Source organism: Olivibacter sp. EAT-5, from assembly GCF_044784325.1.
GTDB lineage: Bacteria > Bacteroidota > Bacteroidia > Sphingobacteriales > Sphingobacteriaceae > Olivibacter > Olivibacter oleidegradans.
Genome location: NZ_CP173028.1, coordinates 5,760,942 through 5,775,721 on the forward strand (window position 1 = coordinate 5,760,942; position 14,780 = coordinate 5,775,721).

General features: G+C 42.4%; 11 protein-coding genes. 6 read left to right on the forward strand and 5 right to left on the reverse strand.

Annotated elements, in window-relative coordinates; translation table 11 throughout:
- Positions 1-7: 7 nt before the first annotated feature.
- From ACH11B_RS24110 to ACH11B_RS24125, 4 genes are all read right to left on the reverse strand, one after another.
- Positions 8-1,165 carry an ABC transporter substrate-binding protein gene (locus ACH11B_RS24110; RefSeq protein WP_377610808.1) on the reverse strand — a complete coding sequence of 386 codons (1,158 nt, stop codon included), beginning with the start codon at positions 1,163-1,165 and terminating at the stop codon, positions 8-10.
- Positions 1,166-1,185: 20 nt separating this feature from the next.
- The gene (locus tag ACH11B_RS24115) at positions 1,186-1,794 is read right to left on the reverse strand and encodes a phage tail protein (protein ID WP_377610810.1); all 609 of its coding nucleotides are present in this window, start codon (positions 1,792-1,794) and stop codon (positions 1,186-1,188) included.
- 262 nt (positions 1,795-2,056) lie between these two features.
- Positions 2,057-2,677: a response regulator transcription factor gene (locus ACH11B_RS24120; RefSeq protein WP_130858378.1), complete on the reverse strand. Its 621-nt coding sequence runs from the start codon at positions 2,675-2,677 to the stop codon at positions 2,057-2,059.
- 68 nt (positions 2,678-2,745) lie between these two features.
- Positions 2,746-5,733, reverse strand: a complete 2,988-nt coding sequence (locus tag ACH11B_RS24125) for a two-component regulator propeller domain-containing protein (protein WP_377610813.1) — start codon at positions 5,731-5,733, stop codon at positions 2,746-2,748.
- Between the two features lie 229 nt (positions 5,734-5,962).
- Here ACH11B_RS24125 and ACH11B_RS24130 point away from each other — a divergent pair, with 229 nt between their 5' ends.
- Positions 5,963-7,096 (forward strand): glycoside hydrolase family 43 protein, encoded by a 1,134-nt coding sequence (locus tag ACH11B_RS24130; protein WP_377610815.1) that lies wholly within the window; start codon positions 5,963-5,965, stop codon positions 7,094-7,096.
- Positions 7,097-7,152: 56 nt separating this feature from the next.
- On the opposite strand, the gene ACH11B_RS24135 is transcribed toward ACH11B_RS24130, so the two are convergent.
- Positions 7,153-8,343, reverse strand: a complete 1,191-nt coding sequence (locus tag ACH11B_RS24135) for a thioredoxin family protein (protein WP_130858381.1) — start codon at positions 8,341-8,343, stop codon at positions 7,153-7,155.
- A gap of 111 nt (positions 8,344-8,454) precedes the next feature.
- Between ACH11B_RS24135 and ACH11B_RS24140 the strand changes: the two genes are divergently transcribed.
- The 5 genes from ACH11B_RS24140 (at position 8,455) to ilvD (ending at position 14,666) form a co-directional block, all read left to right on the forward strand.
- Positions 8,455-9,036, forward strand: a complete 582-nt coding sequence (locus ACH11B_RS24140; protein WP_130858382.1) for a YdeI family protein — start codon at positions 8,455-8,457, stop codon at positions 9,034-9,036.
- A gap of 304 nt (positions 9,037-9,340) precedes the next feature.
- On the forward strand, positions 9,341-10,846 hold the full coding sequence (locus ACH11B_RS24145; RefSeq protein ID WP_013667690.1) for a family 43 glycosylhydrolase: 1,506 nt from the start codon (positions 9,341-9,343) through the stop codon (positions 10,844-10,846).
- A 37-nt stretch (positions 10,847-10,883) separates the two neighbouring features.
- Positions 10,884-12,260, forward strand: coding sequence for a sulfatase-like hydrolase/transferase (locus ACH11B_RS24150; RefSeq protein WP_377610817.1), 1,377 nt, complete (start codon positions 10,884-10,886; stop codon positions 12,258-12,260).
- Positions 12,261-12,342: 82 nt separating this feature from the next.
- Positions 12,343-12,912 carry a Crp/Fnr family transcriptional regulator gene (locus ACH11B_RS24155; protein WP_377610819.1) on the forward strand — a complete coding sequence of 190 codons (570 nt, stop codon included), beginning with the start codon at positions 12,343-12,345 and terminating at the stop codon, positions 12,910-12,912.
- Between the two features lie 65 nt (positions 12,913-12,977).
- The gene (gene ilvD / locus ACH11B_RS24160; protein WP_149105953.1) at positions 12,978-14,666 is read left to right on the forward strand and encodes a dihydroxy-acid dehydratase; all 1,689 of its coding nucleotides are present in this window, start codon (positions 12,978-12,980) and stop codon (positions 14,664-14,666) included.
- Positions 14,667-14,780 lie beyond the last annotated feature (114 nt).

A 14,780-nucleotide genomic window follows, 5' to 3' on the forward strand; every position in this document is an offset into this window, starting at 1 on the left:
ATATCGACTAGACGCATAAGTAAGGATTCTGCCACCCGGAACTATTTTGATAGGCCGCTTGCAGCATTTCAGGGTGCTCCCAACTGATACCTGGATCCTGGTCAATTACCTTATTTTCTACTAGGCCTGTTTTACGATTGATTTGTGAGAGCCGGACATATACCGGGTGACTGGACTGATAAGGCGTCGTTTTAAGGTTGATTTCTCCTCGTGGACCGAGGCAGGTGATCGCTGCCAGCACACTAGCCAATGAATCGCGTGTGATCTTCTTATCTTCATGTCCACGAATCGCTTTTGAAAGACATAAGCCTACTTCGTAACCAAGCATGCTATACACTATCGGTTTCTCGTCATAGTTACTCTCATAAGCCTGTATAAAATCCTGATTAGCGCCTGTTTCTAATGTGTAGGTCCAGGTTATAGCACTGGTTAGATTTGTCACGAATAGATCGCTTGTTTCCAAGCACTCATCCGTCATAAACGGAGCCACACTTAATGCGGTGCGAGAGGATATCTTACTTTCCTGATAATAGCGGAGAAACTGCTCTCCTTCTTTTCCCGATAACATGGCGTGGGTGTGGTTTGGCATCAACATTTGTAATTGATTGATGAGAAGCAGGGTGTTTGGCATGGAAGTCATTCCATTTATAAAATTAAGCTTGACGTGGCTAGCTCCAGCCGCATGTAAGCCATAACGATAACATTCGTGCATATTATATCCTGCCTCATAATACGATAGGCTTACACATGGATCTGCGCCGTATTCCCGTTGCGCCCATTTCCCCATCACCCACTCGCTTTTCCAAAGATCGAGACTCGTATAAAAGAGATAATCTGACCGGAATTGATACGTAGGAACAAAACCACCTAAATTGGCTATCGCGACGGGTATACGGTATTTATTGATGATTTCTAAGCAGTTTTGAGTAACCTTGGTACCTATCACACCAATGATCATATCGACTTGATCGAATAAAGCCAGTTTATTTAGTGCATTTTCGACAAAGGACTGACCGCCGGTTTGAATAAACTCCTCAATGATTTCGATACGGCAGTTTGGTGTCCTTTGCGCCAACGCAAGCATAACACCTTGCTTGAAATCATTGCGAAGATTTTTGAATACCCCTGAATAGGGTATTAAGAATCCTATTTTTAACTTTTGCATATCAAAGGTAGAAGGGGGGATTATTCTCTCGAAGGAAATACACCTTGCAGTGCAATTACAAAATGGAGTACTTGATAAGACTGCATGATGCTGAATGGTATATTGCCACCTGCTTGACCTACTGCTACATTACCTCCACCAGTTGCTGATACTCCACTCAGATCTACTAAGGTACCTGCATTTGCCTGATCTATAAAGCCATTTAATGACGCGGCATTATTAGGGTCATAAGGTGCGGCCAATACGCTACCAGATGTGGCTACATGTGTTTGTGCTTGGTTCGTGGAAACACCAACGGAAACGCTCCCGGGAGTTGGCGTGAACGTTGCTTGATGTGTGTGCATTGGCATTTGCGCGTATGTTAAGGTAATGGTTTCTGTACCTGCCCTTTGTCCAAGTATATAGTTGGACCCACTTGGATTTTGGCCTTGGCCGATCACTACGCGCCCTTGCAAGTCCGGTAATGCAAAGGTAGTCGTACCGTTGCCTCCATAAATGGTTCCAAGCAGTGCAAACAGTGCGGAGTTTGAACTGATAGCCAAAAGCTGTCCTTGACAAAATGCCCAACCTTTAGGGGCAAAATCAGGTGCCCATATCATTATTTCACTTAAAAGAGGTTCTGCTGCCATAATTTTTGAGTTTAGTATGTGTTACGTATATTGACTGCTATTGTGGATATGAAGTATTTCACACAATTTCCACAACGACACAAAATGAACACAAATTTTGCTCACTTTGTATCCCTCCTTTGGGGGGGATCGCATGTGTGGAGATTAAGGGTTGTGCGCTGTGGCTAAGAGGAGGAGCTAGCGTAGCCTTGGATATACTTGTTATTTAGTATCGGAGCTGATACAAGGCATAGTTTATTAAACAAAGCTTCTTACACTTGAACTATTTAAATTTTCGGCTGATCAATGCATGTCTACTATTGACCTCTAGCTTTTGATAGATATTTTTAATATGATATTTAACGGTCTCTACAGCAATATCCAAACGCAGTGCGACTTCCTTATTAGTCAGTCCTTCCTCAATAGCACTTACGATTTGCTCTTCTCTCGGTGTAAGTTTTTCTTTTGGATCAGGCGTCACCCTGGGGTTGAAATACTCCACCACCAGTCGTGCAATACCTGGCGACATCGGTGCTCCCCCATCGCAAAGTGAAATAACAGACTCTTTGATTTTTTGTAAAGGCGTTTGCTTTAAGAGGTAACCGGAAGCGCCATTGCACAAGGCTTGAAAAACCCTTTTTGCGTCATCATAAACAGTCAGCATAATTACCTGACATTTTGGTGCTCTCTTTTTTATGCGGGAAATCCCTTTAATTCCGGATTCTCCAGGCAGCCCGATATCTGACAAAACCACATCGAGATAAGTATTGTCTGTCCACTGACTCATAAAGTCTTCTACCGAGCCCGCCGCTAAAAGACAAGAAAAACCTTGCTGTTCTTTGAAAAAATTTAACAGGGCTGTACGAATATGCTCGTCATCCTCAATTATCCCTAAACGTATCATGCGTTAAAACTATTTATTATTTTTGGTTCTACATCCCCCTCAATGGGGGTGCATGCATTAGTTTTGAACTACATAAGTATTATATGCACCTGAAAATATTGATTCTCTTCAACAATAGACAACTGTGCATTCATTTTAGCAGCGCGCTCCTTCATATTTTGGAGTCCGCGTCCACCTTGGTGATTTACAAATAATTCCTTAGGATTTGAACAGGTATTTTTAATCGACAAGTGTATAGTATTGTCGATAATCAGCTCGATGATTGCTTCTGAACCATCGCCATACTTGATCACGTTGGTCACAGCCTCTTTAAAAATAAGAAAAAGGTTCTGCCTTATAATTTGAGACAAGCCGTTTGAGGCGTAAGCTCCCCGAATCTCAAACTTATACTGAAAATCTACCTCCTCCTGAAGTTTATACAGGTAGTCTTTCATACGGATAACCAGGTCTTTTAGTGTATCAAAACGCGAATCGATCGACCAAACCATGTCGCTCATGGTAGATAAGGCTTGCCTACTAGTATCTGCGATTTGTTGCAATTGCTTATTTTCTTCACTCCACCCGTTTATTTTGCTGTTCAGCGAATCGGCTTGGTAATAAATGCGTGTTAAAGAACTTCCCACCTCATCATGAAGATCGCTGGCGATGCTAATTCGTAAACGACGTTCTTTGATTTGTATATATTCACGATATTTAAAGATTGCCCAAATAATGATCGCGAAAAGCAATACGAGCAGGCATTTAAACCAAATTGTTTGATAAAAGGTGGGATTCACTTGAAGTGGCACGATTAGGCTAGCGTTAGTCCACCGCCCATCCGGCAGACGAGAAGCAAGGTGCAGCTGATAACTGCCGGGCGGCGTTTCAACGAAGGTAATTTCCTGCCGACGCCCCAAAGGCAGCCAATCCAAGTGTCCATCCAATCGATAAAAAAACTGTAGCTCTTTGGCCAGCTCACTCACCCCGCCAAAGCCAATCGTAAAATAGCGCGTTCCAGCTTCTATTATAAGCCTTTTATTTTGTTTATACGGGAAGGTGTAATGCCGTTCCAATCCCTGGCCTGCTCGCTCGGTAGTAAAGCTGGTAATATTTAGGGGAGTGGTTTTCGTTAATCTTCTTACTTGCGGAACACGAGGCGCCTCCGCATTAAAATAAAGCAAACCATTGATGGTTCCCAAGTAAAAGGTATTGCCCTGCTGAAAAGCAGCCGCCTGATTAAATTCATTTGCTGGCAATCGATCCAGTCGAGAGTAATTAGCAATTTGCTTTGTCTGTTTGTCAATCATACTTAAACCATTATGGGTGGCTACCGCGACATGGTCTGCCTTGGTTAATATACTATACACAATATCATCAGCCAAGCCATCTTCATTGGTGATTTTCTGCCGTACCGCGCCATTCCCGTCTAATATCCAAACGCCTTCTCCGTGTGTTCCTATCCAAAACGTATCATCTACCGGCGTAATACAATACACTGCGTTTCCCAAGGCATTTGTTTGCAAGCTGTTAGTTTGGCAATCCCAGATAAATAGCCCTTCGGGCGTACCAATCCATAATTTTTTTCCAACGGGTGTTACATGTAATATCTTTAATCGTGCAAGTTTAGGGTGTTTCACTACCCGGTATGTTTTTGAATAAGGATTAACCATATATAAGCCTGCATAAGTGCCTACCCATACAGAATCATGCGAAACACGCGTCAACGTTGTCATGGCTTCAACTGGCAGTTTTTCGCTTTTTGCCGCCAAACTAAGCCTAATAGATGAAAGTCGTTTTTTTTTTCGATCGAACCAAAGCAAGCCACTTCCTTCTGTTCCTAATAATAAGGTGTCTTTACTCCATGGAAGTATCCGATAAACAAACTGCCCACCGAGTGTTTCCTTTTCTCCGGTCCGCTCGTTTATGGCAATAAATCGATCTTTGTACGATCCGACATAGAGCGTGCCGTCACTGTGCTTATAGATGCTTCGTATACTATTGATTGACGTACCATTGCTAAGGAGCGTATGAAATCGATGATTAGTGGGCAATAACTCTAAGACATGATTGTTAAGCGACATCAACAAGCTATTACCTAAATTTTTAAACCATACGATATGATCATCTTTTAGGTTGTCGGGGTAGGTCATTTCTTGCTTGCTTACATGGTTGGTCGGAAAGTTATATGTAAACAGCTGTTCTTTACCGATACTTGCTTTATTCGTGAATATCAAGATGTGATCATTATTGAAAGGTGCCATATATACGGTACCGTCCTTACCAACCTGATTCCTTTCCAATGCCGGAATTTGGTCAAAAGTTCCGTTTTGAGTATCAAAAAGATACAAACCACGATCTTTAATGTTTAACAAGCATTTTCCCGAGGGATGAAAGTGCACTTGTTCAATCTCTGTATTATTCAATTCAGGTAAGCCAAAGTATGTCGGAGGTGATAAATAACCCTCCCGGATTCGGAGACGGATCATTTTCCCTGCTTTCGTGGATACCCAAAGTTCTCCGGCATAAGGTTCTGAGATGGAAACGATAGAAGGCTTGTTGAAATGGTTTGGATAATCCCGATTGATATCAAGCAGAAGTTTCAGGCTATCACCGTTGACCTGATAGAGTCTACCATCAAACGACCCTGCATATATATTGCCGTTGCGCCCTTGCCCAATACACTCTATATCCGGTTTATGAACATATTGGTCTAATTCCGGGTTTTTTACAAATTTCATTTCCCAACTTCGCAAATCGAAGCGTACGAGGCCATTTTCAGTTCCGATCCAAAGGTTGTTTTGCCTGTCGGGAAAAAGGGTCTTAATTCTACTGTTCGGAATAGCGGGTTTACTTTTATTATTCAGGAAGATAGTTTCGTTTCCGTCGTATCGACATAATCCACCGCTAGTAGCCATCCACAGAAGCCCCGCACTGTCTCTTATAACATCCGTAATAACTTGGCTCTGCAAATTTTCGGGAAACTTGGCATCTCGAAAGATAAATCCCTCTTCTTGGGAGTACACGTACAACATAGGTGTAAGCAAAACAATAAGCAAGAAAGGTTTTCTAATATACATGAATAGGTAGAATGGAACACATCCATCTGATCTGGTGCGAAACTTTAATTATAAATTAAGCGAAATATTGTCCATCTTTTTTATTCATTCTGTTCATTTTTTTACATATAAAAATTGGGTAAAAAGTGTTCTCCAAAGTCTTTCTCCAAACGAATCGATAGAAGAACAGTTTTTTTATTTTCTTTTATACTTTCCTGCGTTTATATTTGTCGGCATCGAATGACCAACAATGAAACGAATTATAAGCATTTTCACTTTCTTTTCACTAACATTATCCTTTAATAACCAGCTGTTTGCTCAATCGCAAAACACCTATCAAAACCCGCTGCCGGTTGCATTTGGTGACCCTTACGTACTGCACGTATCGGGCGACAAATATTATATGTACGGCACGGGTGGAGTTGCAAAAAATGGATTTGCTGCTTATTCTTCGACCGACCTTGTGAATTGGAAAGATGAGGGCCAAGTATTTTATGCCGGTAACCCAAATGGTTGGAGCGATTCTACCGCGGCTTGGAACGGAGCCTATTGGGCACCGGAAGTATATGCGCATAACGGCAAGTTCTACCTATTTTACTCCGCTCAATGGAGCGATAACCCTGGCAAGGAGGTTGAAAATTTTCGCATTGGAGTAGCTGTGGCGGATAAGCCTACGGGGCCATTTGTTGACTTAACCGATAAACCAATTTTTGATTCTGGATACCCTATTATCGATGCGAATGTACTTTTTGATGACAGCGGTAAGATTTATCTTTATTATTCCCGCTGCTGTTATAAGCATCCCGTGGAAAGCGAAGTAGCTACCTGGGCTAAGAAAAAGGGATGGTTTGATACAATAGAGGAAAGTTGGGTGTATGGTGTTGAGTTGAAACCTGATTTCAGCGGCGTTATAGGCGAGCCCGTCCTATTATTAAGACCTCCTGTAGAAATGAGCGACAAACAAGCGGAGTGGGAAAGTCGTTCGGTTACGTCAAAGGAAGTTAATCGCCGGTGGACAGAGGGCTCCGCTATTTTTAAGAAGGGAGACACTTATTATATGATGTACTCGGCCAATTATTTTGGGGGTAAGAATTATGCCGTAGGATACGCGACTTCCAAAAGTCCGCTCGGCCCATTTACCAAAGCGGCTAATAACCCTGTATTGCAGAAGAACAGCGAACATGGTGGTGTGGTAACAGGAACCGGTCATAATAGTGTGACCTACTCGCCAGACGGAAAGGAAATGTTCTGCGTGTATCACGCACGGACCTTATCAACGGGTGAAGAACGTGTTGTTTTTATTGATAGAATGAAGATAACAGAAGACGGGAAATTGATAGTAGAGGGACCGACTACGACACCTCAACTAGTTCCAAGCAGATAAAAAAAGGAACCTCCTGCACAGTGGGTTCCCTTTACTTTTGATCAGGAAACGTTGGCTCAGTCTAACGTGTCGAGTTGTTTAAGATCGAAATCATCATTAATCACTTCGCCGTTGGGTTTTACCAAGACAAATCTGGGTAGCTCAGAAAGATATAGGGTATTGATTAAGTCCTGTTGTGCTTCGTTTCTCATTCTATAACTATATTTAAAATCCAGGCCTTCCGTATTCTCTTTCCACTTACTGAATTGGCTTTCCATTGAAATCGGCAATATATCAATTCCTCTTTTCTCCAAAACTGGCACTTCTTGTTCCAATTGCTTAACCGCCTTGGCGGACGCTTGATCTGCACTATTCCAAAATGACAGCAGCAAATATTTACGATCCTTAAAAGAATCCCATGGAATTTCTGAAAGCTGTGCATCGGTTGCGACTACCTGTTTTTGAAGATCTAACCGTTGTATTTTCGTTTGCACCTTTTCGAGTCGTTTGGCAAAGTCTAGGCCATACTTGCTCTGCTTTACCTCAATTGGCGCCTGTTCTAACAGATTCCCGTATGCTTTTGCGTATTGACGCTGTTTTCCCGCCCGTGATAACAAATAAAATGAGCTGATTAATGGCTGGTGTTTTTTGATGAAATCTTCAGTAATTGAAGCAGGACTTTTCGAAAGTTCTTTCTTACCCGAAACTTTGGTGACGCCTGCCCCGCCAAGGCTGTAACTTTCTGTCTGTCCTTCTTCTTCCGCTTCAAGTTCGGCAAGTACAGTATGCCATTTATTTAATAACTCTTGTTCTTTTCCACCACCTTGAATCGAAAAGGCAGTTTTGCTTATGGAGCCTGGGTGATTAAAGGGCCGTTGTACAAGCTTCAGATCTGTAGAAGCGGATGCTAAAACCGGGATGGAGGCTTCCCAAACTAACCCACTGGTACCGCGTTTTGTGGACTTTCCTTCTATTTTTATAAAGTAAATTTCGTTAAGATTAGCGGTATCCAGCTTGAGTTTGAATTTCCCGTTCTCAATAGGGACGGATATAACGGAATCCTTCTCATTGTCCTTGAACAAAGAAACTTTTTTTATTTCGGAATTCGCTGTTTCGCTAATAATCGATAGCGCGCCTTTCTCGGGTGTATAAAGATATTTTTGCTTTTTAGTGTCCGTCTGTTTATTTTGTTCGCGGTGTTGGCATGACGATATAGTCAGTAAAAAGCCAATCACAATAACGTAAGGGCTCGATCTAAAGAATTTCATATGCTAATATACCAACATGTAATCATATTGTTTGTGTACTTGCGAAAATTGTAAACATCCATTTAATATTTATATAAGTTTGCACGGATATCTAATTACAGTAACTAAGTTATGATTCAAAAAGAAGACACCGAAATATTTTATCCAATGGATTTGACAGCCTGGCGGGCATGGTTGGAGAAAAACCATCAATCAAAATCATCCGTCTGGCTCGTTCTTTATAATAAATCTTCAGGCAAACCTTCCATTTCCTGGAGTGAGGCGGTAGACGTTGCTTTGTGCTTTGGATGGATAGATAGTAAAAAGATAAAAATAGACCCTGAAAGATCCCATCAGTTTTTCAGCAAGCGAAAAGCTAAAAGCACATGGTCAAAAATCAACAAAGATAAAGTGGAGAGATTGATAGCAAGCGGCTTAATGACACAAGCTGGTTTGGAGTGTATTGAAAAGGCGAAACAGAATGGGTCCTGGACGATTTTAGATGAAGTGGAAGCACTTAAAATTCCGGCGGATTTAGAAGCTGCATTTATGATTCATACCGGGGCAAAATCATTTTTCGAAGGGCTGAGCAAGTCCGCAAGAAAGGCAATGTTACAGTGGTTGGTTCTAGCCAAGCGGCCTGAAACAAGACAGGAACGAGTACACCAGATTGCTGCACTCGCTTCAAAAGGAATGAAACCGAAACCGTTTTAACTTGTACTTACTCGGCATACCTATCAAAATCATTCCGAAATTAATTCCACATCCTTTTGCAAATAACGCACAAAACACTGATAAAAATTAGTGAAAAATAGAGACATATTGTGCAATTCGATTCCGCTTGTTTGTTTTTATTTGCCTACAGAGTGAGGGGTTTCTTGCAAGTTTGTTAAAAACCAATTATGTCCTATAGAACCGGATTGGGGCCTCTTCTAAAATTACGGACAAACGAAGGTGTTGATGAACTGCACCGGTAGCGTATAAAGTACGATTATTTCACCATTATAATGTCCAAATTATGAAAAAGATTACGATCAATTTATGTTATCTATGTCTCTTGCTCTTGTACGCTTGTGAAAAAAACGTTAAGATGCAGCCAAACCCTGAAACAATGGATATGATGGGTTTTATTATAGATAGCACTTTTACTAATCCCATAATACCACGAGGCGCCGATCCATGGGTGACGCACAAACATGGCTTTTACTACTTTACATACACGCAGGGGGGCAAATTAGTCTTGTATAAAACAAAAAACATGTCTGAGTTGGCATTGGCGAGCGCCCACGATGCGTGGATACCCGAACAAGGTATGCCATATTCCAAAAATCTATGGGCGCCGGAATTACACTACCTTGATAATAAATGGTATATGTATTTTGCTGCAGACAATGGGCAGAATGCAAATCATCGAATGTATGTCGTAGAAAATGCGGCAGCAGATCCTACGACCGGAGAGTGGGTGCTCAAGGGAAAGGTGGCCGACCCGTCCAACGAGTGGGCCATTGATGGTACCGTACTTGAATATAAAGGGCAACGCTATATGTTATGGTCGGGTGGAAACGCCGGTGCTGCTCCGCAACGTATCTATATTGCAAAGATGAGCAATCCATGGACTATCAGTAGCGAAAAGGTGGCTATCTCTAGTCCGATACATCCTTGGGAAATGAATGGTAGTGCGATTAACGAAGGTCCCCAGGTATTAATAAGTCCGAGTGGTCGCGTACACGTGGTATATTCAGCAAGTGGTTATTGGGTTGACACCTATTGCTTAGGTTTACTAAGCCTGAACATAGATGGAGATCCAATGAATCCCGATGACTGGGTAAAAACACCGCAACCTGTTTTTTCTATGAATGCCGAAAGCGGCGCTTATGGCCCCGGCCACAATGGTTTTTTCAAATCGCCGGACGATAGCGAAGACTGGATTATTTATCATGCACGGAGCTTACCTGGAGGTGGGGATGGAAACGGTCGGAATGCCCGCATTCAGCAATTTACTTGGAATGCAGATGGAACCCCCAACTTCGGTATACCCGTTAAGATTGGTGTACCTATTGCAAAACCTTCTGGCGAACCCATTCGAAAAGTATATCGTACTGATAACTGGTCTATTGCAAGCTTTAGTTCTGAGGAGACTGTCAATAATCGTTTGGCTAGTAAATTGATTGATAATGACGTAAATTCGTACTGGATAACGCGATACTCATCCAATCCAACAAACTATCCCGATCATTGGATTACCGTTGATATGGGGGAATCCCTAACAGTGGATGGCTTTATGCTCGCGCAGAAAAGCGGTGATCGAAAAGTTAAAGAAATAGAAATTTTAATAAGCGACGACAACAGTTCGTGGGAAAGTCTGGGAACTTTTGAATTGGCTAATGTAAATTTGGTTAAACAATACTTAAATATAGATGTAAGGCGTACCTGTAGGTACTTTAAGTTAGTCCCGTTGGCTGGTTATGATAGTCAGCAGCAACCCGGACTTGCAGAAGCGGGTGCCTACATTAAAGGAGAGTAAAAATTTAAGTCACCTGAATTAATCGGGTTGAAAAAAAATGAAACTATATTGTAAGTTTATATGTCTTTTCTGTCTGCTATTATTGGCAGGCAATTTGCGTGGTCAAGAAAAACCTAATATCATTATTATTCTTACAGATGACATGGGATTCAGCGACATAGGCACTTTTGGAGGCCAGTTTGTTCCCACCCCCCATTTGGATCAACTGGCTAAAGAAGGCACTAAATATACGCAGTATTATAGCGCCGCTCCTATTTGCAGCCCTTCTCGTACCAGTATCCTGACGGGTATGTTCCCTGCTGAATGGAATTTCACGACCTTCCTGAATGATCGGCGAAGCAATGCGCGTGCAGAGCAAGCAAACTATTTGAATGTAAACGCCCCCTCATTGGCAAAAGTATTAAAAGCAGCGGGATACGCCACCGGGCATTTTGGAAAGTGGCATATGGGCGGTGGCCGCGATATTAAAAATGCACCGGGCTTTAAGAAATATGGTTTTGACGAGCACGCCAGCACGTACGAAAGTCCGGATCCTGACCCTGCCCTAACTGCAAGGGACTGGATCTGGTCTGATGAGGACAGCATCAAACGTTGGGACCGAACGGCTTACTTTGTAGATAAAACGCTTGATTTCCTCCGTCGGCATAAGGGTGTACCTTGTTTCGTGAACCTTTGGCCGGATGACATGCACACGCCATGGGTACCGGAAGAAAATCGTCGGCAATCGGGTAAATTCCCAATGAATCCGGACGAAGAGAAGGCTTTTAAACTGGTATTAGCTGAATTTGACAAACAAATGGGCAGGTTGTTTAACGGCTTAGAGAAACTGGGTTTAGCTGAAAATACGCTGATCATTTTCACCAGTGATAATGGTCCGCTACCGAGCTTTAAGGGCAGCAGGGCGGGCGGCTTGCGGGGCACGAAACTCTCACTCTACGAAGGTGGTATTCGTATGCCTTTTATCGTGCGATGGCCAGGCCATACACCTGCGGGTCAGACGGACAGTGTGTCGGTCTTGAATTCAAGCGACTTGTTTCCCACCTTGGCACATATTGCCGCTGCTCCACTACCACCTAATTACAAAGGAGATGGCGAGGATAGAATGAAGGTATTCTTAGGAAAGCCCTCCTCAAGAGAAAAAGATATGTATTGGGAATATGGGCGAAATGATTATGCTTTTAACTATCCCAAAGGAAGAGACCGGAGTCCGAACTTAGCGATCCGGTCGGGTAAGTGGAAACTGTTAGTTGACTACCAAGCTGATAATGTAGAATTATATAATATCGTGGATGATAAATATGAAACTAACAATGTTGCCGCATCGCATTCGGATATCGTAGCTGACTTAAAAACGAAGCTTATTACTTGGCGGGCTTATTTACCTGAATTAACGGCCGACCGCGCTAATCCTTAACATGAATACGGTTGCTCGATTTTGACGCAAGTCAATGTTTTTAAAAGTTATTTAATGCAACTTTGGCTTGTAATTCACGGTGATGTCTGACATGCTAAAGGACCTTATACAACGAAAAACACAACTTGAAGAAAAGCAGGTTCTCGAGATACTGAGGTATTTCAAGCCACTTGTCGCCAAAAAAAACGAATTATTACTTGCAGAGGGTGCTGTAGCAGATAAGCTGTTTTTTATTGAAAAGGGATGTCTGCGGCTCTATTACAATAATGATAACCACGGCGTATCGACAAGGTTTATGGCTTTTGAGCATACTTTTTTAACGTCAATTGTTAGTTTTATTTCAAGAACACCGGCACCTGAATATATACAGGCTGTAGAAACTTCGGAATTATTCGTGATCTCCTACCATGATTTTTTTCGATTGCGGACGACGATCCCGGCATGGGACAAAATGTATATTTATATCCTAGAATACGGTCTCACCGTTATTACATCGAAGCTTAGCGGATTACTTACGCAGAGCGCAACAGAACGTTATCGCAACTTACTAAAAAATAACCCGGAACTTGTACAGCGGTTATCAAATGCAAACTTAGCGGCTTATTTGAATATATCACCCGAAACACTCAGTAGGTTAAAATCAAATTTATAATAGTAGAATCAAAACGGCATACCCGTTTCAAAAACAAAATTGGTAAGTAAATAAGCAAATCAGTCATGAGAAGTGATGAAGTAAAAAAAGGATACCATAGAACGCCACACCGGTCTTTATTTAGAGCCACCGGATTAAAGGATGAAGATTTCGAGAAGCCCTTTATCGGTGTAGCCAACTCATTCATAGAGATTATTCCCGGACACTTTTTTTTGAACAAGGTGGCGAACATCATTAAGGAGGAGATTCGTGCAAACGGATGCATCCCTTTTGAATTCAACACCATTGGAATTGACGATGGCATTGCTATGGGACATGACGGTATGCTGTATTCGCTTCCGAGTAGAGAATTAATTGCCAGTTCAATAGAAAGTGTAATGAACGCACACAAATTGGACGCCATGATTGCTATACCAAATTGTGATAAGATAGTACCTGGTATGATCATGGGTGCACTACGTGTAAACGTACCTACCATTTTTGTGAGTGGAGGTCCCATGGCAAAAGGTTATAAAAAAGATGGTACTCCCATCGATCTCGCATCTGCATTTGAGGCAGTGGGCAAGCACGAGGCTGGGGTTATTAGCGAGGAACAACTTCGGGATATCGAATGTAATGCCTGTCCAAGTGCGGGAAGCTGCTCGGGTATGTTTACGGCTAATTCTATGAACACCTTGATGGAGGCAATGGGCATAGCCCTACCGGGTAACGGAACTATCCTTGCCCAAACAGTCGAACGGGAGACACTTTATAGAAAAGCGGCTCGACGCATCTGTGAGATTGCAAAAGAAGAGACAGCACGTAAAAAATTCACCCTGAAAAATATATTGAACGAAAACGCCGTTCGAAATGCCTTTGCTGTTGATATGGCAATGGGTGGTAGTTCCAATACTGTTTTACATATGCTTGCTATTGCAAATGAGGCAGGTTTAGATTTTCAACTGAAAGATATTAACGCAATTTCACGGAATGTTTCGCACATTGCTAAAATCTCGCCAAGCCTAACGAATGTTCATATGGAAGACATTAATCGGGCAGGTGGCGTTAGTGCTGTGATGAAAGAGATGACCAAAAGGAGTAATAATATTCTTATAGACAATTTAACAATCAGCGGCGAAAACCTTTTACAACTTATAGTAGGAGCCGAAATTAAGGACAAAAATATTATACGTACCATCGATAACCCATACAGTGAAGTGGGTGGCTTAGCAATTCTGTATGGAAATCTGGCCGAACAAGGTGCCGTTATCAAAACCGCAGGGCTTACGGGTTCTAGGGTATTTACCGGCAAAGCCGTTTGTTTTAATGGTCAACAGGAAGCCGTCGATGGCATAATCGGCGGAAAAGTTAAAGAGGGTGATGTGGTAGTTATCCGCTACGAAGGTCCAAAAGGCGGTCCTGGAATGCAAGAAATGCTGACGCCCACAAGCTTGATTATGGGCATGGGTTTGGGAAGCTCTGTTGCACTAATAACAGATGGTAGATTTAGCGGAGCAACTAGAGGTGCCTCCATTGGACACGTATCTCCGGAAGCGGCTGAGGGTGGTATGATCGGTTTAATCGAAGACGGAGATGAAATTCATATCGATGTAGACAATTACATCTTATCGGTTAAGTTAAGTGATGAGGAAATTGGGAAGAGAAAAGCGAATTTTGTGCCCCTCAAAAAAAAGCTGCAATCGCGATGGCTTAGCCAATACAGGGCTTTAGTAACAAATGCCAGCAATGGGGCTGTCTTAAAGACGGATCTATAGTAGCGACTGCCGCCTTATTGCCTAGAAGTTTCTCAGGTTATCTTACTCTTCACATGCAACGGTAACAAAAATGCAATTCAGGCCTCTTTAAGAGAGGCCTTCACCCCCCTCTCC